Annotated in this window: 24 protein-coding genes and 2 pseudogenes; 15 read left to right on the forward strand and 11 right to left on the reverse strand. The window is 72.7% G+C overall.

What is annotated here, in order from left to right; all coding sequences use genetic code 11:
* Positions 1-58 precede the first annotated feature (58 nt).
* A pseudogene (locus tag ACIGEZ_RS26925) lies at positions 59-844 on the forward strand (dioxygenase); the annotation flags it as partial.
* Here the strand turns inward: ACIGEZ_RS26925 and ACIGEZ_RS26930 are convergent.
* Complete coding sequence (locus ACIGEZ_RS26930) at positions 844-1,398, reverse strand: GNAT family N-acetyltransferase (protein WP_399835597.1); 555 nt, start codon at positions 1,396-1,398, stop codon at positions 844-846. The pseudogene ACIGEZ_RS26925 and the gene ACIGEZ_RS26930 sit on opposite strands and share 1 nt — an antisense overlap.
* Before the next feature lie 154 nt (positions 1,399-1,552).
* Between ACIGEZ_RS26930 and ACIGEZ_RS26935 the strand changes: the two genes are divergently transcribed.
* A complete protein-coding gene (locus ACIGEZ_RS26935) occupies positions 1,553-2,578 on the forward strand; it encodes an RNA polymerase sigma factor RpoD/SigA (protein WP_399835600.1) in 1,026 nt (341 codons plus the stop codon).
* A gap of 78 nt (positions 2,579-2,656) precedes the next feature.
* Here ACIGEZ_RS26935 and ACIGEZ_RS26940 read toward each other — a convergent pair whose 3' ends face one another.
* Positions 2,657-3,616 (reverse strand): helix-turn-helix transcriptional regulator, encoded by a 960-nt coding sequence (locus tag ACIGEZ_RS26940; protein WP_399835602.1) that lies wholly within the window; start codon positions 3,614-3,616, stop codon positions 2,657-2,659.
* A 62-nt stretch (positions 3,617-3,678) separates the two neighbouring features.
* Here ACIGEZ_RS26940 and ACIGEZ_RS26945 point away from each other — a divergent pair, with 62 nt between their 5' ends.
* The 4 genes from ACIGEZ_RS26945 (at position 3,679) to ACIGEZ_RS26960 (ending at position 9,370) form a co-directional block, all read left to right on the forward strand.
* Positions 3,679-5,229 carry an MFS transporter gene (locus ACIGEZ_RS26945; RefSeq protein ID WP_399835605.1) on the forward strand — a complete coding sequence of 517 codons (1,551 nt, stop codon included), beginning with the start codon at positions 3,679-3,681 and terminating at the stop codon, positions 5,227-5,229.
* A gap of 267 nt (positions 5,230-5,496) precedes the next feature.
* A complete protein-coding gene (locus ACIGEZ_RS26950; RefSeq protein WP_399835608.1) occupies positions 5,497-6,258 on the forward strand; it encodes a DeoR/GlpR family DNA-binding transcription regulator in 762 nt (253 codons plus the stop codon).
* Positions 6,255-7,271, forward strand: a complete 1,017-nt coding sequence (gene pfkB / locus ACIGEZ_RS26955; RefSeq protein ID WP_399835610.1) for a 1-phosphofructokinase — start codon at positions 6,255-6,257, stop codon at positions 7,269-7,271. The genes ACIGEZ_RS26950 and pfkB overlap by 4 nt, the downstream gene beginning before the upstream one ends.
* A complete protein-coding gene (locus ACIGEZ_RS26960; RefSeq protein WP_399835613.1) occupies positions 7,268-9,370 on the forward strand; it encodes a fructose-specific PTS transporter subunit EIIC in 2,103 nt (700 codons plus the stop codon). Before pfkB ends, ACIGEZ_RS26960 begins: the two co-directional genes overlap by 4 nt.
* A 78-nt stretch (positions 9,371-9,448) precedes the next feature.
* Here ACIGEZ_RS26960 and ACIGEZ_RS26965 read toward each other — a convergent pair whose 3' ends face one another.
* Positions 9,449-10,879, reverse strand: a complete 1,431-nt coding sequence (locus ACIGEZ_RS26965) for a hypothetical protein (protein ID WP_399835615.1) — start codon at positions 10,877-10,879, stop codon at positions 9,449-9,451.
* 303 nt (positions 10,880-11,182) lie between these two features.
* Between ACIGEZ_RS26965 and ACIGEZ_RS26970 the strand changes: the two genes are divergently transcribed.
* Together ACIGEZ_RS26970 and ACIGEZ_RS26975 are read left to right on the forward strand one after the other, a co-directional pair.
* Positions 11,183-12,325: a glycosyltransferase gene (locus ACIGEZ_RS26970; RefSeq protein ID WP_399835618.1), complete on the forward strand. Its 1,143-nt coding sequence runs from the start codon at positions 11,183-11,185 to the stop codon at positions 12,323-12,325.
* Between the two features lie 10 nt (positions 12,326-12,335).
* On the forward strand, positions 12,336-13,928 hold the full coding sequence (locus tag ACIGEZ_RS26975; protein WP_399835620.1) for a glycosyltransferase family 39 protein: 1,593 nt from the start codon (positions 12,336-12,338) through the stop codon (positions 13,926-13,928).
* Positions 13,929-14,013: 85 nt separating this feature from the next.
* Here ACIGEZ_RS26975 and ACIGEZ_RS26980 read toward each other — a convergent pair whose 3' ends face one another.
* The 5 genes and pseudogenes from ACIGEZ_RS26980 to ACIGEZ_RS27000 form a co-directional block, all read right to left on the reverse strand.
* Positions 14,014-14,793, reverse strand: coding sequence for a DUF6227 family protein (locus tag ACIGEZ_RS26980; protein ID WP_399835623.1), 780 nt, complete (start codon positions 14,791-14,793; stop codon positions 14,014-14,016).
* Positions 14,794-14,995: 202 nt separating this feature from the next.
* Positions 14,996-16,045, reverse strand: a complete 1,050-nt coding sequence (locus ACIGEZ_RS26985; RefSeq protein WP_399835624.1) for a P1 family peptidase — start codon at positions 16,043-16,045, stop codon at positions 14,996-14,998.
* A 105-nt stretch (positions 16,046-16,150) separates the two neighbouring features.
* Positions 16,151-16,453: an SDR family oxidoreductase gene (locus ACIGEZ_RS26990; protein WP_399835627.1), complete on the reverse strand. Its 303-nt coding sequence runs from the start codon at positions 16,451-16,453 to the stop codon at positions 16,151-16,153.
* Between the two features lie 55 nt (positions 16,454-16,508).
* Positions 16,509-16,736: pseudogene (locus ACIGEZ_RS26995) on the reverse strand (winged helix-turn-helix domain-containing protein); the annotation flags it as partial.
* Positions 16,737-17,042: 306 nt separating this feature from the next.
* The gene (locus ACIGEZ_RS27000) at positions 17,043-18,215 is read right to left on the reverse strand and encodes a low temperature requirement protein A (protein WP_399835630.1); all 1,173 of its coding nucleotides are present in this window, start codon (positions 18,213-18,215) and stop codon (positions 17,043-17,045) included.
* Between the two features lie 618 nt (positions 18,216-18,833).
* Here ACIGEZ_RS27000 and ACIGEZ_RS27005 point away from each other — a divergent pair.
* The 7 genes from ACIGEZ_RS27005 to ACIGEZ_RS27035 all read left to right on the forward strand — a co-directional run bounded on the left by ACIGEZ_RS27005 (position 18,834) and on the right by ACIGEZ_RS27035 (position 24,641).
* Positions 18,834-19,148, forward strand: a complete 315-nt coding sequence (locus tag ACIGEZ_RS27005; protein WP_399835633.1) for a hypothetical protein — start codon at positions 18,834-18,836, stop codon at positions 19,146-19,148.
* A gap of 85 nt (positions 19,149-19,233) precedes the next feature.
* A complete protein-coding gene (locus tag ACIGEZ_RS27010) occupies positions 19,234-20,412 on the forward strand; it encodes an MFS transporter (RefSeq protein WP_399835635.1) in 1,179 nt (392 codons plus the stop codon).
* The gene (locus ACIGEZ_RS27015; RefSeq protein ID WP_399835637.1) at positions 20,409-22,706 is read left to right on the forward strand and encodes a molybdopterin oxidoreductase family protein; all 2,298 of its coding nucleotides are present in this window, start codon (positions 20,409-20,411) and stop codon (positions 22,704-22,706) included. The genes ACIGEZ_RS27010 and ACIGEZ_RS27015 overlap by 4 nt, the downstream gene beginning before the upstream one ends.
* Positions 22,707-22,714: 8 nt before the next feature.
* Complete coding sequence (locus ACIGEZ_RS27020) at positions 22,715-23,314, forward strand: 4Fe-4S dicluster domain-containing protein (protein ID WP_399835640.1); 600 nt, start codon at positions 22,715-22,717, stop codon at positions 23,312-23,314.
* The gene (locus ACIGEZ_RS27025) at positions 23,311-23,967 is read left to right on the forward strand and encodes a Rieske (2Fe-2S) protein (protein WP_399835642.1); all 657 of its coding nucleotides are present in this window, start codon (positions 23,311-23,313) and stop codon (positions 23,965-23,967) included. Before ACIGEZ_RS27020 ends, ACIGEZ_RS27025 begins: the two co-directional genes overlap by 4 nt.
* Complete coding sequence (locus ACIGEZ_RS27030) at positions 23,964-24,383, forward strand: hypothetical protein (RefSeq protein WP_399835645.1); 420 nt, start codon at positions 23,964-23,966, stop codon at positions 24,381-24,383. Before ACIGEZ_RS27025 ends, ACIGEZ_RS27030 begins: the two co-directional genes overlap by 4 nt.
* A gap of 42 nt (positions 24,384-24,425) precedes the next feature.
* Positions 24,426-24,641: a hypothetical protein gene (locus tag ACIGEZ_RS27035; RefSeq protein ID WP_399835648.1), complete on the forward strand. Its 216-nt coding sequence runs from the start codon at positions 24,426-24,428 to the stop codon at positions 24,639-24,641.
* Between the two features lie 19 nt (positions 24,642-24,660).
* On the opposite strand, the gene mscL is transcribed toward ACIGEZ_RS27035, so the two are convergent.
* The 3 genes from mscL to ACIGEZ_RS27050 all read right to left on the reverse strand — a co-directional run bounded on the left by mscL (position 24,661) and on the right by ACIGEZ_RS27050 (position 26,893).
* Entirely contained in the window at positions 24,661-25,149 is a 489-nt protein-coding gene (gene mscL / locus ACIGEZ_RS27040) for a large conductance mechanosensitive channel protein MscL (RefSeq protein ID WP_399835651.1), read from the reverse strand.
* A gap of 111 nt (positions 25,150-25,260) precedes the next feature.
* Positions 25,261-25,800, reverse strand: a complete 540-nt coding sequence (locus tag ACIGEZ_RS27045; RefSeq protein WP_399835654.1) for a hypothetical protein — start codon at positions 25,798-25,800, stop codon at positions 25,261-25,263.
* Positions 25,801-26,014: 214 nt separating this feature from the next.
* A complete protein-coding gene (locus tag ACIGEZ_RS27050) occupies positions 26,015-26,893 on the reverse strand; it encodes an S-methyl-5'-thioadenosine phosphorylase (protein ID WP_399835657.1) in 879 nt (292 codons plus the stop codon).
* Positions 26,894-26,941: the final 48 nt, after the last annotated feature.

Below are 26,941 nucleotides of genomic sequence, written 5' to 3' on the forward strand. Positions count from 1 at the left end.
ACTTCAAGGATTCAGTCCGAGGATTTCATGCCCAGCGGTCGAGAAGGAGCCGGAAGTCATGGACGCCACGCCGGAACGGATGCCCGCCCTCTACCTTTCGCACGGCGCCCCGCCGCTCGCCGACGACCCGGTCTGGCCCGGCGAACTCGCCGCCTGGTCGGCCCGCCTGCCCCGCCCCAAGGCGATCCTCATGGTCTCCGCGCACTGGGAGGAGGCCCCGCTCGCCCTCGGCGCCACCGAGACCGTGCCGCTCGTCTACGACTTCTGGGGCTTCCCCGAGCACTACTACCGGGTCCGGTACGCGGCCCCCGGCGCGCCCGGTCTCGCCGAGTCCGTCCGCAAGCTGCTCCGCGGCCCCGGCGTGCCCGTGCAGGACATCCCCGACCGGGGGCTCGACCACGGCGCGTACGTGCCGCTCGTCGAGATGTTCCCGGACGCCGACATCCCCGTACTCCAGATCTCCATGCCCACCCTGGACCCGCGCCGGCTCATGGACATCGGGCGCAAGCTGGCGCCCCTGCGCGACGAGGGTGTCCTGATCGTCGGCAGCGGCTTCTTCACCCACAACCTGGCCGCCCTGCGCCACACCGGCGGCGGGGTGCCCGGGTGGTCCGCCGAGTTCGACAGCTGGGGCCACGAGGCCCTGGCCGCGCACGACGTCGACGCCCTGCTCGACTTCGAGCGCAAGTCGCCCGCCGGCCGGCTCGCCCACCCGCGCACCGAGCACTTCGCACCGCTCTTCGTGACCATGGGCGCGGCGGACGCCGCGGGGGACCTGGACCGGGAGCGGAGCGTGATCGACGGCTTCTGGATGGGCCTGGCGAAGCGCTCGGTGCAGTTCGGTCAGCGAGCGGGGCGGAGCGGGGCCCCGGACGAAGAGGGGCCCGGGAGCTCCTTCTCGTACCAGGCCACGTCCCAATAGCGGCCGAACTTGCGGCCCACCTCCGCGTACGTGCCGATGTGGCGGAAGCCGAAGCGGGCGTGGAGGCGGGCCGAGGCCTCGTTGGGCTGGGCGATCCCCGCGTAGGCGCGGTGGAGGTCCTCCGCGGCGAGGGCCTTGAACAGCTCCTCGTAGAGCCGCGTGCCGATGCCGCGGCCGCCGGAGGCGGGGGAGAGGTAGACGCTCACCTCCACGGAGGTGGCGTACGCGGCCTTCGGCCGGAACGCGCTGCTCGTCGCGTAACCGAGGATCTCCCCCGTGTCCGCGGCCTGGGCAACCAGAAGGCGGTGGGGGCCGTCCTTAGGGTGGGAGCGGAGCCAGAGAAGCCGCTGCTCCGGGGTGAAGGGCTCCGTGTCGAAGGTGACCGCGGTCTCCCGCACGTAGTGGTTGTAGAGCTCCGTGAGGGCGGCCAGATCACCCTCCGTGCCCGGCCTGACCTGCACGTCCGTGGGTCCCATCGCGCTGCCCTCCCTGTCACCGGCGGCGCAGGATACTGCATGATCGCGAAAATCGATGTGCCGGGTGGGAATTCTGTCCTGATTCCAGTCGTTGTTTCCGTCGGATGCAGGGCACCCGGAAGGGTGTCGCGACCTACTCAGCAAGGGAGCACGCATGGCAACCCGTGCCGTCGCCCGTCGTCAGTCGTCCGCCGCGAGCGGAAGCAGCCGGGCAAGCAGCGTTCGCGCCGTGGGCGGGGACATCGCCGACCGCGACCTGGTCGGCATGTACCTCGACGAGATCGCACGCACGCCCCTGCTCGACGCCGCCAAGGAGGTCGAGCTCTCCCAGACGATCGAGGCGGGGGTGTACGCCCAGCAGATCCTCGACGGCGCTGCGTCATCAGATGCTGCCGCGGCGGGGTCGACCAAGGCGGGCGGGGCGACCCGCGAGGAGCTCGAGGCGCTGGTCGCCGAGGGCGAGCGTGCCAAGGACCTCTTCATCAAGTCGAACCTGCGACTGGTCGTCGCCGTGGCCCGGCGCTATCCGCGCAGCGGGCTGCCGCTGCTCGACCTGATCCAGGAGGGCAACGCCGGCCTGGTCCGCGCGGTCGAGAAGTTCGACTACGCGAAGGGCTTCAAGTTCTCGACGTACGCCACGTGGTGGATCCGCCAGGCCATCACGCGGTCCATAGCCGACCAGTCCCGCACCATCCGGCTGCCCGTCCACCTGGTGGAGGAGCTGGGGCGCATCCGGCGGGTGCAGCGCGAGTTCAACCGCGAGCACGGGCGCGACCCGGAGCCCGCGGAGATCGCGACGGAGCTGGGCTCGACGCCGGAGCGGGTCATCGACGTCCTGGACTGGGCGCGGGATCCGGTCTCGCTGAACATGTCGGTGGACGACGAGGGCGAGACGCAGTTCGGCGACCTGCTCGAGGACACCTCGGCGATCTCGCCCGAGCAGTCCGTCCTGACCCTGCTGCGCAGCGAGGAGCTCGACGACCTCATCGACAAGCTCGACCACCGCACCGCGTCGATCATCCGCATGCGCTACGGCATCGAGGACGGCCGCGAGCGCACCCTGACGGAGGTCGGCAAGCAGCACGGCCTCACCCGCGAGCGCATCCGCCAGATCGAGAAGCACGCCCTCCTCGAACTGAAGAAGATGGCCCGGGACACGGGCTTCGACGCGGTGGCCTAGGCCGGGCCTAGGCCGGCAGCCGGCGGGTCCAGGGGCCGAGGTCCCTGGACCCGCCGTGACGCCGTGCGGGCGCAGTCGTCAGGCGCGGGTCGCCGCGCCCAGTCGGGTGGCCAGGTCCTCCACGTACGTGACCAGGGACGCCGGGCCGTGGATCGTGAACGGCGCGTCCACCAGGGCGAGCCGGACCGCCAGCCACTCCGTCGAGTCGGTCGTGCGCGTGCGGAGGCGGCAGGTCGTGGCGGTGACCGGGCTCGGGGTCAGGTGGGACGGGAGCCGGCCGGCCACGAAGTCGGCGGGGGCCTCGAAGCTGACGTCCAGGTCCAGCTCCGGCTGGGCGCGCGACATCGACCGGGCCATGTACGCCGCCGCGTCCCCCGCCGGCAGCTCCCGCGGAGTGAAGCGCGCGCCCGTGGGGAACGGCTCGCTCACCCGGTCCACCCGGAACGTCCGCCAGTCCTCGCGCCCCAGGTCGTACGCGACGAGATACCACCGCCGCCCCGTCGACACCAGCCGGTACGGCTCCACGAGCCGCTTCGTCTCCGTCCCGTCCCCCGCCCGGTAGCCGAACCGCAGCCGCTCCTGCCCCGTCACCGCACCCGCGAGCGCGGTCAGCGTCTGCGGCGCGACGGTCGCGCCGTCCCCGCGGGTCAGCGGGATCGTCGCGTTCTGGAGCGTGGAGACCCGGTGCCGCAGCCGCGACGGCAGCACCTGCTCCAGCTTCGCCAGCGCGCGTACGGAGGCCTCCTCCACGCCCTCGATCGCGTGCCCCGCGCCCGCCCGCAGCCCCACCGCGATGGCCACGGCCTCCTCGTCGTCGAGCAGCAGCGGCGGCATGGCCGTACCCGCGACCAGGCGGTAGCCGCCCACCGCCCCCATGGTCGCCTCGACGGGGTAGCCCAGGTCGCGCAGCCGGTCGATGTCCCGCCGGATCGTGCGCGGCGAGACCGAGAGACGTTCGGCCAGCTCGCTGCCCGGCCACTCGCGCGGGGTCTGGAGCAGCGACAGCAGATTCAGGAGTCGTGCCGGTGTGTCCGTCATGGTTTCCAGGATGAGGCCCATCTAGGACATGACCTGACCTACATCACTCATACCTTCCTCATATGAGTTCACACGACGCCGTCCCCGCCGCTCCGGACGCGGCCGCCGCCTCCGCCGCAGACAAGAGGCGCTGGATCGCCCTCGCCATCGTCATGACCGCCGCCTTCATGGACCTGGTCGACGCCACGATCGTCAACATCGCGATCCCCAGCATCGAGCGGGACCTCGGCGCCTCCTTCGGGGCGATCCAGTGGATCACCGCCGGTTACGCCCTCGCCTTCGCCGCGGGCCTGATCACCGGCGGCCGGCTCGGTGACATCTACGGCCGCAAGCGCCTCTTCCTCTTCGGCACCGCGGGCTTCACCCTCGCCTCCGCGCTCTGCGGCTTCGCCGCCAACCAGGAGATGCTGGTCGGCTCCCGCCTGCTCCAGGGCGCGGCGGCGGCGATGATGGTGCCGCAGGTCCTCTCGATCGTGCACGTCACCTTCCCGGCGCACGAGCGCGGCAAGGTCTTCGGCATGTTCGGCGCGATCATCGGCCTCGGCGCCGTCTCCGGCCCGCTGCTCGGCGCGCTGCTCACGCAGTGGAACATCGCGGGCCTGGAGTGGCGCCCGATCTTCCTGATCAACCTGCCGGTCGGCGTCGCCGCCCTGATCCTCGGCCGCCGCTTCATCACCGAGTCCAAGGCGCCGAAGGCGCTGCGACTGGACCTGGTCGGCGTGGTCATGGTGACGGTCGCGCTGCTCATGCTGATCTACCCGCTGACCCGCGGCCGTGAGCTGGGCTGGCCGCTGTGGGGCCACCTGATGATGGCGGGCAGCCTGCTCGTCTTCGCCGCCCTCATCGCGTACGAGAAGTACAAGACGAAGAAGGACGGCTCGCCGCTCGTCGAGCTTTCGCTGTTCAAGGTGAAGAGCTTCGCGGCCGGTATCGCGGTCCAGCTGACCTTCGGCGTCGTGATGGGCATCTTCTTCCTGGTATGGACGCTCTACATGCAGATCGGGCTCGGCTGGACCCCGCTGAAGGCCGGTCTGACCGGTGTGCCCTTCTCGATCGCCGTCTCCACGGCGGCGGGCCTCTCGGTGCAGAAGCTCGTCCCGCGCTTCGGCCGCAAGGTGCTCCAGGCGGGCGCGCTGACGATGGCCGCGGGCATCCTGCTCTACTTCTTCGAGGCCGGCCGTTACGGCACCGGAATCCACTCCTGGCAGATGATCCCGCCGCTCGTGGTGATGGGTCTGGGCATGGGCCTGATCGTGGCCCCGCTGACGGACGCGGTGCTCTCGGAGGTGCCGCGCGAGCACGCCGGTTCGGCCTCGGGCCTGATCAACACGACCGGGCAGATGGGCAACGCGCTCGGACTCGGCCTGGTGTCGGTGCTGTTCTTCGGCTCGATCGACGAGAAGCGGCTGGCCGCGTTCCCGGCGGAGACGGGCAAGGCGTTCACGGAGGCCTTCCAGAACTCGCTGGGCTGGGCGGCCGTGGTACTGGCCGGCATCTTCCTGGTGATGTTCGCGCTGCCGGCGAAGCCGAAGCAGCACCTGGAGGGCGGGGAGGACGCCGAGTCCGCCGCCGGGACGGACGAGGTGGAGAGGGAGCCGGTGCTGGTCTCCTGAGCGCGCAGCTCGTACGCGCGGAGCCGGTGCTTACGGAGTCGGTAGGTACGGAGCCAGTGCGTACGCAGCTCGCGAGGGCCTTGGTCCCGGGATCCGTCCCGGGGGCGGGGCCCTTCGTCGCGTACGGGCATGGCCGAACGTCCGGTCATGCCCGTACCCGAGTCCGTTCCTGCCCGCTGAATGCCCGGATCCGTTTACTTCCCTCAGATCCCGGCGTAACCTGACGCTGAAACCACAGGTTCGGGCATGGAACGGACGTAAACCCACATGTACGCACCGGAGCGCCAGCAGGAGATCCTCCGCCTCGCCCGCGAGAGCGGCCGGGTGGACGTGCTCTCCCTCGCCGAGGAGTTCCAGGTCACCGCCGAGACCGTACGGCGCGACCTCAAGGCCCTCGACCGCGCCGGACTCGTCCGCCGCGTGCACGGCGGCGCCATACCGGCCGGGCGGCTCGACTTCGAGCCCGACCTCGCCGAGCGCGAGTCCACCGCGGCCGACGAGAAGGACCGGATCGTCCGCGCCGCCCTCGCCGAACTCCCGCAGGAGGGCAGCGTCGTCCTCGACGCCGGCACGACCGTCGCCCGGCTCGCCGCCGACTTCCCCCTCGACTGCGGCCTCACCGTCGTCACCCACGCCCTGCCCGTCGCCGCCCGGCTCGCCGACCACCCCGGCATCGACCTCCACCTCGTCGGCGGCCGGGTGCGCCACCGCACGCGCGCCGCCGTCGACGCCTGGGCCCTGCGCGCGTACGGCGAGATCCGCGCCGACGTCGCCTTCCTCGGAGCGAACGGCTTCTCCGTCGAGCACGGGCTCACCACCCCCGACCTCGCCGAGGCCGCCGTCAAGCGCGCGGTCCTCGCCTCCGCGCGCCGGGTCGTGCTGCTGGCCGACTCGGCCAAGCACGGCCAGGAACACTTCGCCCGCTTCGGCTCCCTCGCCGACGTCGACCTGCTCATCACCGACAGCGGGCTCAGCCCCGAGGACGCCGCGGCCATCGAGGCGGCGGGAACGGAAGTCGTACGCACATGATCCTCACCGTCACCCCCAACCCCTCCCTGGACCGGACGTACGAGGTCCCGGCCCTGGAGCGCGGCGAGGTGCTGCGCGCCGCCGGGGAGCGCATGGACCCCGGCGGCAAGGGCGTCAACGTCTCGCGCGCCGTCGCCGCGGCCGGGCACCGCACGGTCGCCGTCGTCCCGCTCGGCGGGGCGCCGGGCGCGCTGGTCGCGGAACTCCTCGCGGGCCAGGGCATCGAGGTCGCCCCTGTGCCGGTCGCCGGCCACACCCGCTCCAACATCGCGATCGCGGAGCCGGACGGAACGCTGACGAAGATCAACGCACCGGGCCCGCGCCTGACACCGGCGGAATCGGAGGCGATCCTGACGGCCGTGGGCGCGTACTCGCCCGCCGCCGACTGGATCGCCTGCTGCGGCAGCCTGCCGCGCGGCCTCGCCCCCGAGTGGTACGCCGAACTGGTCACCCGAGCCCATGGCGCCGGGGCCCGGATCGCCCTCGACACCTCGGGCCCGTCGCTGCTCGCGGCCCTCGCCGCCCGCCCCGACGTCGTCAAGCCGAACGCCGAGGAGCTCGCGGAGGCCGTCGGCCGCCCGCTCGCCACCGTCGGCGACGCGGTCAAGGCGGCGGAGGAGCTGCGCGCGCGGGGGGCGGGCACGGTCCTTGCTAGCCTCGGCGCGGACGGCCAGCTCCTCGTCTCGGCGGCCGGCACCTGGTACGGCTCCGCGGCCGTGGACGCCGTCCGCTCCGACGTCGGCGCGGGCGACGCCTCCCTCGCCGGCTTCCTGGCCGCGGGCGGCCAAGGTCCCGACGCCCTGTCCGCGGCCCTCGCCCACGGAGCGGCAGCCGTCCGGCTCCCGGGCAGCGAGATGCCGAGCCCGGCGGACCTTGACGCGTCGCGGGTCGCGGTCACGGCGGACGTCCCCCTCGACCGCGTACTCGGCGAACCCGTCGGCCGCATCGGCCCCATCGACCGCATCGAGCCCATCGGGCGGGACGACACCAGCGAGCAAGGGAGCCCGCGATGAGCACCGTGATCACCGCGGACCTGGTCGACCTCGACCTGTCCGCCGACACCAAGGAGGCGGCGGCCCGCTCGCTCGCCGAGCGCATGGTCGCGACGGGCCGGGTGACCGACCTCGACGGCTTCCTGGCGGACGTGGCGGCCCGCGAGGCCCAGATGCCGACCGGCCTCGACGGCGGCATCGGCATCCCGCACTGCCGCAGCACCCACGTCACCGAGCCCACGCTGGCCTTCGGCCGCTCGGCGGCGGGCGTCGACTTCGGTGCCCCCGACGGCCCGGCCGACCTGATCTTCCTGATCGCCGCTCCGGCGGGCGCCGACGACGCCCACCTGACGATCCTTTCCTCGCTGGCGCGCCAGTTGATGGACGACCGGTTCACGGGCGCACTGCGGGCGGCGACGTCGCCGGGGGCGGCGGCGGGGCTGATCGCGGGCGAGCAGGCGCCGGGGGGAGAGTCCGCGGACTTCGCCGAGTCGGCGGAGTCGGCGGAGTCGGCCGAGCCGGTGTCGGGTGAAGCGCCCGCCGAGCCCGCCGAGCCCTGCGAGCGCGCCGAACCCTGCGAGTCCTCCGAGTCCTCCGAGTCCTCTGTCGGTGCCGCCGACGCGCCGGACCACGAACCGTTCCGGATCGTCGCCGTCACCTCCTGTCCCACCGGCATCGCCCACACCTACATGGCGGCCGAGGCCCTGGAGAAGGCGGGCGAGGCCGCCGGGGTGCAGCTCGTCGTCGAGACGCAGGGGTCGGCCGGGTTCGAGCGGCTCGACCCGGCGGTCGTGGCCGCCGCGGACGGCGTGATCTTCGCGCACGACGTGCCGGTACGGGAGAAGGAACGGTTCGCCGGAAGGGCGACCGTCGACGTCGGCGTCAAGGCCGGCATCAACCGCCCCGCCGAACTCATCGCCGAGGTCCGGGACAAGGCGGCCCGCGGCGAGGCCACCACCCCCGGCGCTGCGAGCGGAAGGCCCACACCTGTGGAGAACGCGGGCGAGCCGGACGAGGGCTACGCCACCAGGCTCCGCAAGTGGCTCATGTCCGGCGTCAGTTACATGGTCCCCTTCGTCGCCGCCGGCGGACTGCTCATCGCCCTCGGCTTCGCCATCGGCGGCTGGGACATCGACAAGGCCCCCTCCGTCGCCGAGCACTTCGACTGGGGCCAGGTCGACAGCTGGGCCGCCCTGATGTTCCAGATCGGCGGACTGGCCTTCGGCTTCCTCGTACCCGTCCTCGCCGGCTACATCTCGTACGGCATGGCCGACCGCCCCGGTCTCGTCCCCGGCTTCGTCGGCGGCGCCATCGCGCTCACCATCAACGCGGGCTTCCTCGGCGGCCTCGTCGCCGGTCTGGTGGCCGGCGGCACCGTCCTCGCCATCCAGCGGGTGCGGATCCCGGCCGTCCTCAGAGGCATCATGCCGGTGGTCGTGATCCCGCTGTTGTCCTCGATCGTCGTCGGCTTCCTGATGTTCCTGGTGATCGGCAAGCCGATCGCGAGCCTGCAGAAGGCGCTGACCGACTGGCTGTCCGGCCTCTCCGGCGCCAACGCGGTCATCCTCGGCGTCATCCTCGGCCTGATGATGTGCTTCGACCTCGGCGGTCCGGTCAACAAGGTCGCGTACGCCTTCGCCGTCGGCGGCCTCGCCGACCCCAACGAGGGCTCGCTCAAGGTCATGGCCGCGGTGATGGCCGCCGGCATGGTGCCGCCGCTCGCGATGGCGCTGGCCACCACCGTGCGGGGCAGGCTCTTCACCAGGACCGAGCGGGAGAACGGCAAGGCCGCCTGGGTCCTGGGCGCCTCCTTCATCTCCGAGGGCGCGATCCCGTTCGCCGCGGCCGACCCCCTGCGGGTCATCCCGGCGGCGATGGCGGGCGGCGCGGTGACCGGCGCCCTGTCGATGGCCTTCGAGTGCACCCTGCGGGCCCCGCACGGCGGCGTGTTCGTGATCCCGCTGATCGGCAACCCCCTGCTGTACCTGCTGGCGATCGCGGCCGGCACCGTTGTCAGCGCCGGCCTGGTCGTCCTCCTCAAGGGCGCGCGGAAGCCCGCCCCGGAGGAGGTCCGGGGGGAAGAGGCCGAGGCTGGGACGACCGTGGTCGTCGCAGCCTGACCGGCCCCTGGGCAGGAGGGGCCCCGAGGGGCGGTGCGTACCACGTGATGCACCGCCCCTCGGTGCGCCCTCAGGGGGTCAGCGGCGGTTCACCGGACCCGCGGAGTCGAGGCTGCGCTTGAACTGCATGCTGCGCCGCGCCGCGAGCGCCGGGGTCGCCTGCTGGAGCCAGGCTTCGTCCCAGATGAAGTTCTGTCCGTTGACGTCGCCGTGCGTCTGCCACACCTGCCCGTTCTGCGTGAGCACCTTGATGTAGGCGTTGCCGTCGTTGGCCTCGATTCCGACGGCACACACCCCGGCCGGGTAGTCCGGGTTGGCGGGGTCCAGGCCGACGGCGACCGGGTTGGTGAGGTCTGTCCAGGTGATAGTCCCGCCGAGCTGCGGTGCGCGTCCTGCGAACACCTTGCCGCCGGTGAGCACGACCTGGAAGTCCTCGGTGCCGTTCGGCGCGAGGATGTCGATGTCAGAGCACGGGCCCGTGGGGCCGGTGGCCCCGGTGGCCCCGGTGGCGCCCGTCGGTCCGGTGGGACCGGTCGGTCCGGTCGGGCCGGTGGGGCCGGTCGGGCCGGTGGCTCCGTCAAGGCCGTTGGTGCCGGTGGCTCCGGTGGCTCCGGTGGGTCCGGTCGGTCCGGTCGGGCCGGTGGGCCCGGTCGGGCCGGTAGCGCCGTCGAGGCCGTTGGTGCCGGTGGCTCCGGTCGGACCAGTGGGACCAGTGGGACCAGTGGGCCCGGTCGGGCCCGTGGCTCCGTCAAGGCCGTTGGTGCCGGTGGCGCCCGTCGGTCCGGTCGGGCCCGTCGGTCCGGTGGGGCCGGTCGGGCCGGTGGCTCCGTCAAGGCCGTTGGTGCCCGTGGGTCCAGTGGGCCCGGTGGGCCCGGTGGGGCCGGTCGGGCCGGTGGCACCTGTCGCACCGTCGACTCCGTCGGTTCCGGTCGGTCCGGTCGGTCCGGTCGGACCCGTGGGTCCGGTCGAACCGGTGGAACCTGCAGGACCGGTGGGGCCCGTCGGCCCCTGGGGCCCGGTCGGGCCGGTGGGACCGGTCGGGCCCTCCTTGCACTCGTCGTGCCCGCCCATGATCGTGCGCAGGGCGGCGGCCTCGTAGTGACGGCCCTGGACGTACCGGTCGACCTGGTGGTCCAGGAACTCCGCGAGGGCGTGGCCGGCCATGGGCGGACCGTCCTGCTCCCACGGCGGCGGGCCCTCGTCCTCGCCGGGTGGCGGACCGTCCTCCTCCTCCGGCGGCGCACCCTGGTCCTTGCCGCGCGGAGGCGCGCCGTCGTCCTTGTGCGGCTTGTGGTGCGGCTTGTCGTCGCAGTGGTCTCCGCCGTCGGGGCCGGCCGTCGTGATGCCCGTCCGGTCGCCGGGGGCGGGGTCGCCCCAAGCAGACGCCGTGGGCGCGAGGCCCGTCAGGACGAGGGCGACCGAGGCGAGTGCGCCACCGCCCACCCAGACGCGCCGCCGGGGAAGCGGGCCGAGCGGTGACCTGGACTGAGTCCTGGGATCAGGACGCATGCATGCTCCTTCCTCCGCCGGCTCAGGGCGCCGGCGCGAGTGAATCCGGATGTTGTGAGGGAAGCGGCGTGAACCGGGCTTCCTATCGGATCATCGGATCGCAGCTGTGAAGGCTTGACGGCCCGGAGGGCACTCTCAGCGCCATGGCGTATCCGCTCTAGCCGAATGGATGCGTACGCGACGGCGAACTCGAAGCGGCCCGTCGGCGTGCCGCCGCCGCCCCCACCGCGGCCGTGCGTACCGTCGCCCCCCGACCGATCCACCGGAAGTGGTGTTGCCGTGCAGCCGTCCATCTGCTTGTGCATGATCGTCAAGAACGAGGCCGCGGTCATCGAGCGCTGCCTCGCCTCCGTCCGGAACCTGGTGGACACCTGGGTCGTCTCCGACACCGGCTCCACCGACGGCACCCAGGACCTCGTCCGCCGATCCCTCGCCGGCATCCCCGGCGAGCTGCGCGAGGAGCGGTGGGTGAACTTCGGCCACAACCGGAGCCTGAACATCGCCGCCGCCCGCGGCCGCGCCGACTACCTGCTCCTCCTCGACGCCGACCACGTCCTGCGCCAGGACGGACCGCTGCCCGCGCTGACGGCGGACTCGTACATGCTGCGGCACGAGGGCGCACTGGAATACCGCATCAAACGGCTGGTCAGAGGCGGTCTGCCGTGGCGGTACGAGGGGGTCACGCACGAGTACCTGACCGCCGACCGGGAGCACACCCAGCTGAACCTCGACGCGCTCGTCATCGAGGACCACGCCGACGGCGGCTCCCGCCACGACAAGTTCGAGCGCGACGCCCGCCTCCTGAGCGCCGAGCTCGACCGGGACCCGGCCAACCCGCGCACGGTCTTCTACCTCGCCCAGACCCTGCGCGACATGGGCCGTACGAAGGAGGCCATCGGCCTCTACGAGCGGCGCGCGGCGATGGGCGGCTGGGGCGAGGAGGTCTACTACGCCCTGCTCCAGGCCGGGGTCCTGGCCGCCGACTCGGGCGACTGGCCGCGCGCGCAGGACGCCCTCGTACGGGCCTGGGAGTCCCGCCCTCAGCGCCTCGAAGCCTGCTACGAGCTCACCGCGCGGCTGCGGAGCCGGAACCACCACCACGCCGCCCACGCGATCGTCTCGGCCGTCCTCGACCGGCGGCCGCCCACCGAGGACCTGCTGTTCCTCCAGCCGTGGGTGTACCGCTGGGGACTGCTCTTCGAGTACTCGATCACCGCCTACTGGGTCGGCGACCACCAGGCCTCGCTGGCCGCCTGCGACCGGCTCCTCGCCCTGCTCGACCTGCCCGCGCAGTACCGCGAGCAGACCCGGACCAACCGGGAGTACGCGGCGGCGGGACTCGCGGCGGCCGCGGCCCGGGCTGCCGCCGGCCGGGCCGGCGCGGCACCGGCTGCCGGGGCCTCCGCTCCCGCCGCCCCCGCTCCCATCGTCCCCGTCCGCGTCTGAGGAGCAGTCGATGGGAACCCCCGCCTCCCCCTCCACCCCGGCCCCCGCCCCCGTACGGGAGACCGATGCCGCCGGCCACGGCCAAGCCTCGGGCTCCCGGCGCCCCGCCCCCCGCTCCGGCGCCGAGGAGCACCGCCGGCTGCGGGGCGTGTGGCTGTGGCCCGGGCTCCTCGCCCTCGTCCTCGCCCTGTACGGCGCCGGGGACCCGCAGCTCTGGCAGGACGAGCTCAACAGCTGGGACATGGCGACCCGTTCGACCGGCCGGCTGCTCGAAACGGTGCGGCACGTGGACGCCGTCCTCGCCGCGTACTACTTCCTCCTGCACGGCTGGACCGGCCTCTTCGGCGACTCGGACCTCGCGCTCCGGCTGCCCTCGGTGCTCGCGGCGGCCGGGGCCGCGGTCTGCACGGCGCTGATCGGGGAGCGGCTCTTCGGGCGGCGGGCCGGCCTCGTCGCGGGGCTGCTGTTCGCCCTGACCCCGGCGGTGATGCGGTACGCGCAGGAGGCCCGCCCGTACGCCCTCGTCGTGTTCGCGGTCGCCCTCGCCACGCTGCTCCTGCTCCGCGCCCTGGACCGCCCGGACAGCCGGTGGCGCTGGGCGGCGTACGCCGCGGCCGTGGCGGCGGTCGGCCTGCTGCACCTGGTGGCGCTGACCGCCCTGGCCGGGCATGTCGCGGCGGCCGCCGCGAAGGGCCGCGCCGCCGCCCTCCGGTTCGCCTGCGCCGCCCTCGCGGGAGTGGCGGCGGCGTCCCCGGTCGTGCTCCTCGGCCGGGCGCAGGCCGGTCGCCAGATCTCCTGGATCCCGGGCCCCGACCTGGCGGGCCTGGCGACACTCTGGCCCCAGCTGTTCGGGTCCGCGCTGGTCACGGGCCTGGTCATGACGCTGGCGGCGCTGGCCTGGGCGGCACCGGGGAAGCGGGGCGCCCCGGCGCATCGGGCCGGCCCGGACGAGAGCGCGGACCGGACACGGGTACTGGCCGCGGCGACCGCCTCGGCCGTGGCGCCCCCGCTGATCCTGTGGACCGTCTCGCACGGCGACGTGTCGTACTTCCACTTCCGCTATCTGCTGTTCACGCTGCCCGCCTGGGCGGTCCTGGCCGGGGCCGCGCTGCGGGGCGTACGGCCCCGGGCCGTCGTCGCCGTGCTCCTGGCCGGGCTCGGCCTGCTCACGCTCCCCGAGCAGGGCACGCTGCGCGAGCCGTACGCGCACTTCTGGCAGGGCGTCGACTACCGGGGCGCGGCCGCCACCATCCGGAACTACCACCGCCCCGGCGACGCGGTGATCTACGACCGGGGCGAAGACCACTGGCGCCTGCTCGACGCGGGCGTACGCCACTACCTGCCCCGCGAACTGCACCCACGGGACGTCTTCCTGGCCCGCTCGGCGGCCGACCGGGCGGACCTGTGGGCTTCGGAGTGCCCGGACCCGGCGCGCTGTCTGCGAGCCGAGCCGCGCATCTGGCTGGTCGTCCCATCCGGCGAGGGCGACCCCCTGAACGCCCTGCCGGCCGCCCAGGCCCGCGCCCTGCGCGCCCACTACACGGCGACCGGCACCGAGCGCCTGACGGGAGTGACGGTCGCCCTGCTGATCCGCAAGGGCTAGGGGCGTCCGGCGGACCAGGGCCGGGCCTGCCTTGGCCCGGCCGGGTCAGGCCAGCCCGGCCCGGCCCGGCTAGGGTCCGCTGCCGTCAGCGGACCCGGGAGCGGGACTCCATCGCCTCGCGGGCCGCGCGCTCGTCCTCGTACACCTCGCACATGTGCCGACCGTCCGGCGTCGCCGTGTGTTCGACCTCCCAGAGGCTGACCTCGCTGCCGTCGAGCAGCAGGAACTGGTGCTCGTAGAGGGTGAAGCCGGCGTCCCGGCCGCCCTCCATGGGGCACTGGCGCCCGAAGGCCTGCGTGATGTGGTGCGCGAACGCGAGCCGCAGCCGCCGCGCGGCCGCCTCGCCCGGCCGGTCCGGATTCTCCGCGCGCCGCAGGACACGGCGGGCGTGGTCGGCGGAGTTGTCCGGCACGTACATACGGGGCTGGGTGGGTATCGGGCGGGCCAGGAGCGCGCTGAGCGCCTCCAGGTCGTCCTCCTCGTCGCCCGGCGTGCCGTCGGAGCGCTCCACGCTCCAGCCCAGCGAAGGGCCGGCCGGCAGGCGGGAAGCGGCGAGCCGGGCCTCGGCCTCCTCCACGTACAGCTCGTGCTGCTCGGCGCCGTCCCGGCCGGTGTTGTGCACCAGCTCCCACAGGCTGAGGGCCGTGCCGTCGGAGAGCAGATAGGTGTGGCGGTAGGTGGAGCGGTGCAGCGACGCGCTGTGGTGCGAGGAGTGCAGCGCACTGGAGTGGGCGAGCGCCGACTCCAGGCGCTCGACCGTGGAGTCGGGCAGGTCGAAGGAGTTGAGCGCCCGGCCGAGGAGCCGCTCAACCTGGGTCTCGGTCGTCTCGTACGGATCGTGCGGAGGATCCTGCGGATCGTTCAAGGGGGTCTCCAGGCCGTCGCCGCATGTCACTTGGTGCTTGCTAAACGTAGTCCCTGGCTCTGACATCGTGTCCGGCGTTCGGGAAAACGAACAGGGGCGCATGGCGAGTTCCCGCGCCCCCACGCGAATCACCCAACTCCCTTTGGTATACCGGGAGTCGGCAGAACGGGCCAGCCACACGACACGTCGCCGTCCGCCTCCCCTACGCCTCCCCGTACAGCTCGCGGTAGGAGGGGTACTCGCCGCCCGGCCCCGAGAACCCGGCGGCCGGCGCGAGAACGGCCTGGACGATGGCACGCGTCACGGTGTCCGCGCCCGCCGCGAGGACGTCGTTGAGGGCGAGCGGTCCGGCTTCGGAAGGCAGTTCGCGCTCGCCGGTCGCGAGGGCGAAGACGGTGTCGCCGTCGTTGAGGAGATGCACCGGGCGGACGGCGCGCGCGATGCCGTCGTGCGCCGTCCCCGCGAGCTTCTGCGCCTGTGCGCGGGTCAGCACCGCGTCGGTGGCGACCACCGCCAGCGTGGTGTTCATGGGCGGCGGGGCGAGCTTCGCCCGGGCCTCGTCGAGCCGGCGCCGCGCGGCCTCGTGGACGGCGGGGTCGGGGTAGGCGGGGCGGCCGCCGGCGAAGTGGCTCCCGTACGGAACGCCCGTCTCCGGATCGACGGCCGAACCGACCGCGTTGACGACGACCAGGGCCCCGACGGTGATCCCCGACTCGAGAACGGTGCTCGCCGTCCCCACTCCGCCCCTCAGCCCGCCGACGACCGCCCCGGTCCCCGCGCCCACGGCACCCGTCTCCACCGGCGCGTGAGCGTCGGTCGCGGCGGCCGCCTCGACCGCGGCGCGGCCGGTGGAGGCGTCGGGACGGGCCGAGAAGTCGCCGCCCCGGCCGAGGTCGAAGACGCAGGCGGCGGGAACCACCGGCACCACATGCGCCGGATCGGGCCCGACCCGCACCCCGCGCCGCTGCTCCTCCAGCCAGGCCATCACGCCGGCCGCGGCGTCGAGGCCGTACGCGCTGCCGCCGGTCAGGACCACGGCGTCGATCCGCTGGACGACGTTACGGGGATCGAGCGCGTCCGTCTCCCGCGTGCCGGGCCCGCCGCCCCGTACGTCGACGCCGGCCACGACCCCGCCCTCCGGGCCGAGGACGACGGTGGTACCGGAGCGCGCGCCCGCCCCCCGCACACCCGCGTGACCGACCCGAAGGCCGGCCACGTCGGTGAGTGCGTCGTGCTGCTGGTGCTTGGTCATGCCTCCTGGGTACCACGGGGGTTGGGTGAGGGGGGAGGGCGAGAGCGAGGGAGCGGGAGAACCGGTCGCGGCCGGCGCGGCCGAGGGCCAGGGCGAGTGCGTCGCTCAGCGCTTGGGGCCGAGGTAGGTGCCGCCCGAGGCGTCGACCACGGTGCCGGTGATCCAGCGGCCGTCCCGGGAGGCGAGGAAGGCGACCGGGTCGGCGATGTCCTCGGGCTGACCGACCCAGGGCAGTGCCTGGCCGCCGATCAGCATCTCCTCCAGCTGCGGCATGGCGCTGAGCGCGGCCGTGAGGGCGGCGGTCCGGGTGGGGCCGGGGGCGACGGTGTTGACGTTGATGCGGCGGGCGCCGACGACGTTCGCGAGGGTGCGGGTGAAGGTCCCCATCGCGCCCTTCGGGCTCGGCACCGGTCAGCCGGTACCCGGCCGGCGAGTGCTCCACCGCCACGCCCTCCGGCAGGGCCCGGCGCAGTCGCGACACCTGCGACTGGAGGGCGTTGGCGGCGCCGGCCGGGGGCTCGTCGCCGTACAGCGCGTCGACGAGCCGCTCGGCGGCGACGGTCCGCCCCGCGTCGAGCGCGAGCAGCACGAGCAGCGCGCGAACCCGCGGGGCGCCGAGCGGGGGGAGCGGGTCGCCGGAGGCGTCGTACAGGGCGAGCGGACCGAGGAGGCGGAGGATCATGCGCCGCATTCCGGCGCAGGCGGGTGCGGCGGTCGCGGGTGGAGCGGTCAGGGCGGTGCGGTTCGAGCGCGACGACACGAACGACCCGCCCAGCGGGCGTCGCCACTCCGGCGGTACGACGGGGGCGGCCCCGCGGACAGGCGGCCCCCCGCTGCCGCGGCCCGTACGGGCCGCGGCGCCCGGGCGGTCACGCTCACGCGGTCCCGTACGGGCGGTCACGCTCACGCCCGCACGGGCGGTCCCGCACAAACCACCCCCGCACAAACCACCCCCACGCAGCCCACCGCGCTCACCCCATACCGCACGCCGCGATGCTCACGCGCCCCGCCGCGTGGCCGGGTTCCTCGTCGTGAGCGTCACGCCGACCGCCACCGTCGCGGCGGCGACGAGACCGGCCGCGAAGACGGCCCAGTGCCCGGCGAACGTACACATGAGGATCGCGAGGGAGGAGACCGGAAGTACGGACTGCTGGGCGATGCCCACCTTGAAGTACCGGGCGTGCAGCAGCCACACGCACAGGAGGAAGACGGCCGTCGGGATGGTGACGGCGGAGGAGGCGGCGAGCGTGGAGATGTGCGCCTTGCCGACCGCCTGCTCGACCGCGATCTCGATGCCTGCGCCGATCGCGGCGGCCGAGGTGAAGATCAGGTAGTGGCCATAGCCCCAGAGGAAGCCCTGGCGGTTGGAGGCGAGCCGGTCGTGGGCGGGTACGACGAAGTAGATCCACCAGGCGGCGAAGACGATGAGCAGCCCGCCGGCGGCGATCGGCAGGACCTCGCCGAGGGCGTCGTTCTCGGTGACGCCCGACTTCACGGCGACGGTAGCCGCGGCGATCGTCTCGCCGAGGACGATGATCGTGAACAGGCCGTAGCGCTCGGCGATGTGGTGGGGGTGCCACTGCGTGGTGACGTCCCGCTCGGCGAGCATGGGGACGCTCATCTCGGCGAGGGCCATGACGAGGAACACCCACGGGCGCGCGTCCTCGGGCACGAACAGGAGCGCCGTCCAGCCGACCTGGCAGGCGACGACGCCGCCCGCGTAGCGGCGGCACATGGTGCGCTCGGCGGGGTCGGTGGCGTGGTGGGCGGCGCGCAGCCACTGGGAGGAGAGGGCGAGCCGCATGACGAGGTAGCCGATGTAGACGATGAGGAAGTCGTGGTCCTCGAAGGCGCGCGAGACCCCGGCGGCGAGGATCAGGACACCGGCGATCTGGACGAGGGTGACGACGCGGTAGAGGACGTCGTCGTTGTCGTAGGCGGAGGCGAACCAGGTGAAGTTCATCCAAGCCCACCAGATGGCCCAGAAGACCATGGCGTAATTGACGATTCCGGACCCGGCGTGCCCCTCGGCGACGGCATGCACGAGCTCGGCCCCGGCCTGCGCGACGGCGACGACGAAGCAGAGATCGAAGAACAACTCGAGCGGTGTGGCGGCGCGATGCGCCTCGTCACGTGAGCGTGCGGTGAGCGGCAGCAAGGGTTGCGTCATGCCCCACAGGACAGCAGACGCGGGGGTGACGACGGGAGCACGACACCAGGGGAGGGCGGGCGGGTGCGGGTGGTTGCGGGAGGCGAGGGGCGGGTCGTGGGTGGCTGGCGGGTGACTGCAGTCCCGGGGGTGAGGGTTTCGGCCTGTGGCTGACCGGAGGTGCTGGGGGAGCGGGCTGGCTGTAGGGGTCGGAAGCGACGGGTTCCCACCTGGCAGCGGCAGGCAATGCAAACCCCGTTCTCCACGCCCGGCCCCCGGACGGCCCGAAGTCGCCTCACACGTCACACAAGTGACATGCCGTCCCATCCCGGCGCGCGAGATCGGAGAATGCACCACCGGGGGTGACCAGCGGGCCTGAAGCCCCGCCGGACGACGGCCGCCCGCCGCCAAGCCGGAGTCGGTGCACCCCACTCCACTGCCGCGCACCCCCAACCGGCCGGAAGGGCCCCACCCGCCCCCACCCACCGGCCCGACGGCCGCCCGCGGCGCCCGGCCACTACCCGGCCTCACCACCCACCGGCGGGCTTCCTGGGCGTCCGCGCGACCGAGGCTCTGCTGCGCGACACCGACCTGGTCCTTCGCGACATCAAGTCCTGGGACCCGGACACGTACAAGAAGGTGACCGGCCGGCCGCTGCAGCCGACCCTGGACTTCGCCCGCCGGCTCGCCGACCTCGGCCAGGAGGTTCACGTCCGCTTCGTGCTCGTCCCGGGTCTCACCGGCGACCCCGCCAACATCGAGGGAGTCGCCGCCTTCGCCGCCGGTCTCGGCAATGTCTCCCGCGTGGACATCCTCCCCTTCCACAAGCTCGGTGAAGCGAAGTGGCAAGCGCTCGCCAAGCCGTTCACCCTCCACGACACCCCCTCACCGACTCCGCAGCAGGTCGCCGTGGCCCGCACCGCGTTCCAGGCCCACGGCCTGTACGCCGTGTGAGTGACCCGGGGCCGTCGTGCGACACGGTCACCCCCCTGCATTGCAAAACAGGACAAAAATGAACTAGTCGCCCTACGGTGACCGCGTGACCGAGCCACCGAAGGCCCCCGCCGAGCCACCGAAGGCCCCGGCCGAGCCACCGAAGACTCCTGCCGAGCCACCGCGGGCCCCCGCCGAGATGCCGTCCGTCCTCGTCGACCCGCCGCCGCAGACACCCGCCCAGGTTCGCCGCCGCGCGACCCTCGCGGGTGTCGCCGTCTCCGTGCTCCTGATCGTCGCGATCGTCCTCGGCAGCCGGCTGCTGCGCGACTTCGACTCGGCCCTCCTTCCGTACGCGGTGGCGACCGTGTTCCTCGCCTTCGGCGTCGCCTACCGCTATACCGTCTGGGTCTCCGCCCCGGGTGCCCGGCGCCTGTTCCGGCAGGGCTGGCGTGCCTTCTTCTCCGCCGACAACTTCCGCAAGGCGCCCACCGCCCTCCCGAAGATGATCGCCACCTACCTCGGCTTCCAGAAGTTCCTCGGCGCCCGCTCCCACGCCCGCTGGGCCGCCCACCAGCTGCTGTTCTGGGGCTGCATCCTCGCCGCCTTGATCACCTTCCCGCTGACCTGGGGCTGGTTCACCTTCACCTCGTCCACCGGCTCGGGACCGGGCTACGAGATGCGGATCTGGGGCTTCAAGGTCCTCGGTTTCGACTCGTTGAACGCCGTCGGCTGGCTGATGTTCCACGGCCTGGACATCGCCGCCGTGCTCGTCATCCCCGGCGCCTCCTACTTCCTGTGGCGCCGTATGAAGGACCGCACGGCCATCACCGGCCAGCGCTTCGCCTACGACCTGGTCCCGCTGATCGCCCTCATCGTGATCTCGGTGACCGGCATGCTGCTCACCTTCTCCTCGATCTTCCTGCACGGCGGTGGCTACGAGTTCCTGGCGATCCTGCACATGGTGTCGGTGGTCTTCACCCTCATCTACATCCCCTTCGGGAAGTTCTTCCACATCGTCCAGCGGCCCGCCGCCGTCGGCATGCAGCTGTTCAAGTACACGGCGCGCCGCAAGGAAGGGGCGGCCGGCGTGGACGGCTCCGGTCTCCTCGCCTGCCGCCGCTGCGGGCAGCCCATCGACACCGCCCCCTATGTCGAGAACCTCCAGGGCACCATGCGCGATCTGAAGCTCGACTTCGACGAATGGGCCGAGTACTGCCCCCGCTGCAAGCGCGTCCTGCGGGGCAACGCCTATCTCTCCCACGTCAAGAAGGGCTTCAAGTGACCTCCCCGCTGCCTCTTGACCCGTCCGTCGCCCCGCCCGGCACCCGTAACTTCCGCGATGCCGGAGGCATCCCCGCCGACCGCTGGCACGCCGACCAGAACGGTGAAACCCTCGTCCCCACCCACTGCTGCTTCTGCGGCGTGCAGTGCGGCATGTATCTCCGGGTCGACCACGCGGGCAAGGTCTTCGGCGTCGAACCCCGCAACCACGACATCAACCGGATGCGGCTCTGCCCCAAGGGCATCAATGCCTACCAGCAGGTCAACCACCCCGACCGACTCACCTCCCCGCTCATGCGCCGCAGCCGCGACGAGCCCTTCCGTGAGGCGAGCTGGGAAGAGGCGCTCGACTTCACCGTCTCCGAGATCCGCCGCATCCAGGCCGACTACGGCAACGACGCCTTCGGCTTGCTCGGCGGCGCCAGCCTCTACTCCGAGAAGACCTATCTGGTCGGCAAGTTCGCCCGGGTCGCCCTGAAGACCCGGCACGTCGACTACAACGGCCGACTGTGCATGGTCTCCGCCGCCGGAGCCAACAAGCTCGCCTTCGGCATCGACCGGGCCGGCAACCCGTTCTCCGACATCCTCCTCACCGACTGCCTCCTCATCGCCGGCTCCAACGTCGGCGAGTGCTTCCCGGTGATGACCCAGTACCTCTGGGGGGCCCGCGACCGGGGCGCCAGTCTGATCGTCGTCGACCCGCGCGAGACGGCCATCGCCCGCACCGCCGACATCCACGTCCCCCTCAAGCCCGGCACCGACTCCGCCTTCTTCAACGCCGTCCTCCACGTGGTCGTCGCCGAGGGCCTCACCGACGAGGCCTACCTCGCCGCGCACACCACCGGCTGGGAGGAGGTGAAGAAGACCGTCGCCGACTATCCGCCCGCCCGCTCCGCCGAGATCTGTGGGGTCCCGGAGGAGCAGATCGTCCAGGTCGCCCGCGTGTTCGCCGGTGCAGACAGGGCGATGGCCTGGCACGCCCGCGGTGTGGAACACCATTCCCAGGGCGTCGAGAACTGCCTGACGATCATCAACCTGTGCGTCGCCACCGGGAACATCGGCCGCCCCGGCGCCGGCTACGGCACCATCACCGGCCAGGGCAACGGCCAGGGCGGCCGCGAACACGGCCAGAAGTCCGACCTGCTCCCCGGCGGCCGCTCCATCTCCAACCCCGAACACCGCCGCCAGATCTGCGAGGTCTGGGGCATCGACGAGTCCGAACTCCCGCCCGCCGGCACCTCCATGATGGAGATGGTCTGGCAGATGCAGCGCCGCGAGATCCGCGGCCTCATCGGCATCTGCAACAACCCCTTCGTCTCCCTCCCCAACTACGCGACCGTGAAGGAGGCGTACGACGCCACCCAGTTCCACGCCCAATTCGACTTCTTCCTTTCCGAGACTGCCGCCAACGCGCACGTCGTCTTCCCCGTCACCGTCTGGGCCGAGGACGAAGGCGTGATGGCCAACGCCGAGGCCCGGGTCGTCAAGCACAACAAGGCCCAGGAACCGCCCGCCGGCGTCCGCACCGACACCTGGGTGATCTGCGAACTCGCCAGGCGGCTGGGCGCCGCCGACAAGTTCGACTTCCCCGACTCCCGCTCCGTCTTCGAGGAGCTGCGCATGGCCTCCGCCGGAACCGTCAACGACTACTACGGCATCACCTACGAGCGGCTCGAGGAGACCGGCGGCATCGCCTGGCCCTGCCCCGACACCGACCACCCCGGCACCCCCCGCCTCTTCGAGGACGGGCGGACCTACCACCCCGACGGCAAAATTCATCTGCAGGTCGTCGAATGGCACCCACCCATGGACCCGTACAGCGAGGAGTACCCGCTCTCGCTCACCACCGGACGGACCGTCGCCCACTTCCTCTCCGGCAACCAGACCCGCCGCCTGGGTGCCCTCGTCGAGCAGACGCCCCGACCCTGGGTCGAGGTCCACCCCTCCCACGGCTTCCGCAACGGCGAGCCGGTCCGCGTCGTCACCCGCCGCGGCAGCGAGGTCTTCCCCGCCCTGGTCACCGAGGCGATCCGCCCCGACACCGTCTTCGTCCCCTACCACTGGCCCGTGCCCACCGCCGCCAACGCGCTGACCATCGACGCCCTCGACCCCCGGTCCAAGATCCCCGAGTACAAGGTCTGCGCCGCCCGCATCGAGGCCGCCGAAAGGATCGACGAGGTCCCCGCGCCGCCCACCGCCCCCGGCCGCGTCGCCTACCCGGAGACCCAGGTCTCCCGCGACGACCCCCTGCCGCCCACGTCCCCCCAGGGCCGTGGCACCTCGGAGAGGAGCTGACGCCGCACATGATGGGCCGCACGATCTTCATCGACCCGGGCCGCTGCATCGGCTGCCAGGCCTGCGTCTCCGCCTGCCGCGAATGCGACTCGCACCGCGGCAAGTCGATGATCCACCTCGACTACCCCGACGAGGGGCACTCCGTCGCCTCCCTTCCCACCGTCTGCATGCACTGCGAGGACCCCGTCGCCCCGTGCGCCGAGGTGTGCCCCGCCGACGCGATCCTGGTAACCGCCGACGGCGTCGTCCAGCAGGCCGACACCACCCGCTGCATCGGCTGCGCCAACTGCGTCAACGCCTGCCCCTTCGGTGTCCCGAAGATCGACCTCAAGGCGAAGTTGCAGATGAAGTGCAACCTCTGCTACGACCGCACCGCCTATGGCCTCGCCCCCATGTGTGCCACCGTCTGCCCCACCGGCGCCCTCTTCTACGGCACCCTCGACGAGCTCCGCGCCGAACGCCCCGGCGTCCAGGTCGCCGACTCCTTCACCTTCGGCTCGACCACCATCTCCACCGGCGTGGCCATGGTCGTCCCCGCCGACAAGGTCCAGTGGCCCGTCCCCGGCGGCCTGCCCATCGTCGAAGTCAACGGAGTGGATGTCCGATGAGCCTCACCGAGCAGCCCCCGGACAACGGCACCGAGGCACCCGACGCCGCCCAGGCCGCGCTGCGCGACCGCATCTCCGCCGACTCCCTCACCACCCGCCGCGACTACCTGCGGATCGTCGCCACCGTCTCCGGCGGCCTGGCCGTGGGCGGCATCGGCGTCGCCTCCGGCATCCTGCACCGCCACGGCGACAGCGACGGAGCCCCCGAGGCCAAGAAGATCGCCGACCAGCTCCTGCCCGGCGAGTCGCTCGCGTTCCGTTACCCCGAGGAGGAGGACCGCGCGGTCGCCGTCCGCCTGGAGGACGGCACCCTCGCCGGCTACTCCGCCGTCTGCACCCACCTCGCCTGCGCCGTGCTGTGGCGCAAGGACCGGGGGAGCGAGGGCGAGCTGTACTGCCCCTGCCACGAGGGAGTCTTCGACGCCCGTACCGGAGAGGTCACCGCCGGCCCCCCGCCCCGCGCCCTGCCCAAGGTGCTCCTGGTGGAGGACGCCGACGGCAGCGTCTGGGCCGTCGGCACCACCCGCTCCGGCGAGAGCGTCCAGGAGGGTCTGTGCCGCCAGCTCAGCGAGGAACGCCCCGGCCTGGCCGAACGCCTCGGCTGCCCGGGCGTCGCCGCAGGCAGCACGCTGGAGAGGAGCCGACGGACATGACCGACGCCCCGTTCCCCAAGGACCCGGCGGCCCCGGGCCACCAGCCCGAGACCCCGGCGAGCCTCCCGCCCCGGCCCGCCTACACCCCCGGCAGCGCCCAGCCGCGGCTCAACCGCCCGGTCCACGAGCGCTACCCCCAGATCCGCCCCACCAGCGGCTACGGCGACCCGCGGATCCGCCACACCGGTCCCGGCCCGGGCGCCGGAACCGAGCAGGAGCCCGAACGCTCCTCGAAGCTCACCGCCCGCCTGACCCTGGCCCTCACCGTGGTCATCGGCCAGTTGTGGGGGCTGACGATCGTCGTGGACGAGTGGATGGCCGGCGACACCGGCACCGCCTGGTGGGGGGCGGGCTTCCTCGTCCTGTCCTTCCTCGTCGTCCTCGGCCTGTGGCTGCTCGACCCGAAGGACCGCTGATCAGGCGGGTACGGGGCGGTGATCCCGGCGTACCCTGAAAGCATGAGCACCGCCCCCGCCCACGGACCGCGAGCAGCGAAGCAGGCCGACTCCGTACCCGAATCCCAACCCAGGCCGGCACTGATCTTCGACGATCCGCTGGACCAGCAGTCCGCGGACGACACGGACCGCGGGTGGGGCGAGCGGCCTCCGGCCGGCGGCGACAGCGCTGCCGACCTCGCGCGCTTCCTTGACGAGAAGCCGCCGCACCACCTCTGACGCCGACGCGAGCCGTCGGTCAGGAGGTGGGGTGCGCCCCCGTGCCGGCCCCGGAGGACGGACCCCGCTGGGCGACGAGGGTGTCGCGGATCTGCTTGAGCACCTCCAGCTCGCTGATCTCCAGGGTCTCCTGGACGCCTTCCTTCGCCCTGTCGTGAGCGACGCGCTTGGCCAGCACCTTGGCCATGGGCAGCACCATGAGGAAGTAGACGACAGCCGCCGTGATCACGAAGCTGAGGACGGCGCTGAGGACCAGACCCCATTCGAGCTGAATGCCCTGCATCTCGCCGTTCACGATCTGGCAGGGGTCCTTGATGCAGGACTTGTAGCTCTCCAGGTTCTTCGTGCCGAAGGCGCCGACCACCGGGTTGATGATGCCCTTCACGACCGAGTTCACAATGTTGGTGAACGCGGCACCGATGACGACCGCGACCGCCAGGTCGATCACATTGCCCCGCATGAGGAAGGCCTTGAAGCCCGCCAGCACGCTTTCCTTGTTCGCGCTCACCGTGGTGCCCTTCGTTGTGTGTGCAGTGTGCGGAGCCATTACGCCGCCAACGGCGCAAGGGCGTCCAATCCGTACACACGGGACGGTGACTTGACAGGCCGTCAGTGCGAATCAGCACAGTGTCACCGCCAGTTGGGACGTGATGCCCGCACCGGCGAGCACCGTCGCCGTAGACCGCGGAACGGAGAGGACGACCAGCGCCCCAGCGTCCGAACGAGTCTCACCCGCCTTGGGTACTTCGGCCACTCGGGCGCCCGAGGCCACCACGCGTGCCTCGCCACCCGCGCCGGTCGACGCGTCGGGGCCTGCGATGACGTCCACGCGGTCGCCCGGGCGCAGCAGTCGGACCGTGGCCGCGTCCGCGATCCGCACCGGAGCCGACACGAGCCGGACCGCGGGCGGCCGTTGCCGCTCCTGCACCGCCGGCCGGGGCGGGGGCTGGGCGACCAGGTCGTCGGCCCCGGCGGCGCCGGTCGCCGCGAGCGCGGCGGCCGTCATCGCCAGCACCGCTGCGGGGGCCCGCCGCCTGCGCCGCAAGGCCCTTCGCAGCCGCAGCTTCCCGCCGCGCACGCGCAGCGGATCGAACTGCGGAACTCCGCATGGCGCGGGCACGGAGGACGGGGTGTGGGGGAGGAAGGAGTCAGTGGTCATCGCGGATACCGCCTGTCGTGAGCCGTCCGCCGGACCGTCCGGCGAACCGCACTCACCATCCCGCTCTCGCGACGATCCCGCTTGGGCCTGTGGACAGGCGGGCAGTTGTGGACAACTTCCTCACCCCCGCGGGCGATTGCGGCCGTGCGGCGAGGTCGGGGACGCTTGAGCCAGTCCGGTCCTCGTCGGCGCGGTCCTCACCCCGGCCCGAGGCTCAGGGCAGTTCGATCCCCAGGTCCCACCCGTCGTGGGCCTGGGTGCACAGGCAGTCCCGGTCGGTCGTCGCGGGGAGCGCGCTCACCGCGTCGAAGAGCACATGCCGCAGCCGGCCCACGTTCTCGCCGAACACACGCAGTACCTCGGTGTGCGAGACGCCGTCCCCCGTCTCCGCGCCCGCGTCCAGATCCGTCACCAGTGCGAGGGAGGTGTAGCAGAGTCCCAGTTCCCGGGCGAGGACGGCCTCGGGGTGGCCGGTCATGCCGACCACCGACCAGCCCGCGGCCGCGTGCCAGCGCGACTCGGCGCGCGTGGAGAAACGGGGCCCTTCGATGACGACCATCGTGCCGCCGTCGACCGGCTCCCAGCCCTGCCCCCGGGCGGCCTTGAGGGCCACCCTGCGGCCGTCGGGGCAGTACGGGTCGGCGAAGGTCACGTGGACCACGTTCGGAACGGCACCGTCCGGGCGGGGCTCCCCGTCGAAGTAGGTCTGCGCACGGGTCTTCGTCCGGTCGACCAGCTGGTCGGGCACGACGAGGGTGCCGGGCCCGTGCTCCTCCCGCAGACCGCCCACCGCGCACGGCCCGAGGACCTGGCGGACGCCCACCGAGCGCAGGGCCCAGAGGTTGGCGCGGTAGTTGATCCGGTGCGGAGGCACGCTGTGGCCGCGACCGTGCCGGGGCAGGAAGGCGACCCGCCGACCGGCGAGCTCGCCGAGGAAGAGGGAGTCGCTGGGGCTGCCGTAGGGGGTGTCGACCGACACCTCCGTCACATCGTCCAGGAAGGAGTAGAAGCCGGAGCCGCCGATCACGCCGATCTCCGCGTACGTGTCGGTCGCCGCGTCGGTGGCGGTCTCGCTCGCCCTTTTGTTCGCCATGGCGGTCACCCTAGCCGCCTGCCTCGGAGGCGCGGCAGGCACGAACGG

The organism is Streptomyces sp. NPDC085481, assembly GCF_044541845.1.
GTDB lineage: Bacteria > Actinomycetota > Actinomycetes > Streptomycetales > Streptomycetaceae > Streptomyces.

Coding starts and splice junctions, on each gene's coding strand:
- ACIGEZ_RS26965 (WP_399835615.1), bottom strand. CDS start 10,879: ATGCGTCCTGATCCCAGGACTCAGTCCAGGTCACCGCTCGGCCCGCTT.
- ACIGEZ_RS27030 (WP_399835645.1), top strand. CDS start 23,964: ATGACCGACGCCCCGTTCCCCAAGGACCCGGCGGCCCCGGGCCACCAG.
- ACIGEZ_RS27000 (WP_399835630.1), bottom strand. CDS start 18,215: ATGACGCAACCCTTGCTGCCGCTCACCGCACGCTCACGTGACGAGGCG.
- pfkB (WP_399835610.1), top strand. CDS start 6,255: ATGATCCTCACCGTCACCCCCAACCCCTCCCTGGACCGGACGTACGAG.
- ACIGEZ_RS27020 (WP_399835640.1), top strand. CDS start 22,715: ATGATGGGCCGCACGATCTTCATCGACCCGGGCCGCTGCATCGGCTGC.
- ACIGEZ_RS27045 (WP_399835654.1), bottom strand. CDS start 25,800: ATGACCACTGACTCCTTCCTCCCCCACACCCCGTCCTCCGTGCCCGCG.
- ACIGEZ_RS26945 (WP_399835605.1), top strand. CDS start 3,679: ATGAGTTCACACGACGCCGTCCCCGCCGCTCCGGACGCGGCCGCCGCC.
- ACIGEZ_RS26940 (WP_399835602.1), bottom strand. CDS start 3,616: ATGACGGACACACCGGCACGACTCCTGAATCTGCTGTCGCTGCTCCAG.
- ACIGEZ_RS26950 (WP_399835608.1), top strand. CDS start 5,497: ATGTACGCACCGGAGCGCCAGCAGGAGATCCTCCGCCTCGCCCGCGAG.
- ACIGEZ_RS27050 (WP_399835657.1), bottom strand. CDS start 26,893: ATGGCGAACAAAAGGGCGAGCGAGACCGCCACCGACGCGGCGACCGAC.
- ACIGEZ_RS26935 (WP_399835600.1), top strand. CDS start 1,553: ATGGCAACCCGTGCCGTCGCCCGTCGTCAGTCGTCCGCCGCGAGCGGA.
- ACIGEZ_RS27035 (WP_399835648.1), top strand. CDS start 24,426: ATGAGCACCGCCCCCGCCCACGGACCGCGAGCAGCGAAGCAGGCCGAC.
- ACIGEZ_RS26960 (WP_399835613.1), top strand. CDS start 7,268: ATGAGCACCGTGATCACCGCGGACCTGGTCGACCTCGACCTGTCCGCC.
- ACIGEZ_RS26975 (WP_399835620.1), top strand. CDS start 12,336: ATGGGAACCCCCGCCTCCCCCTCCACCCCGGCCCCCGCCCCCGTACGG.
- ACIGEZ_RS26985 (WP_399835624.1), bottom strand. CDS start 16,045: ATGACCAAGCACCAGCAGCACGACGCACTCACCGACGTGGCCGGCCTT.
- ACIGEZ_RS27025 (WP_399835642.1), top strand. CDS start 23,311: ATGAGCCTCACCGAGCAGCCCCCGGACAACGGCACCGAGGCACCCGAC.
- ACIGEZ_RS26930 (WP_399835597.1), bottom strand. CDS start 1,398: ATGGGACCCACGGACGTGCAGGTCAGGCCGGGCACGGAGGGTGATCTG.
- ACIGEZ_RS26970 (WP_399835618.1), top strand. CDS start 11,183: ATGATCGTCAAGAACGAGGCCGCGGTCATCGAGCGCTGCCTCGCCTCC.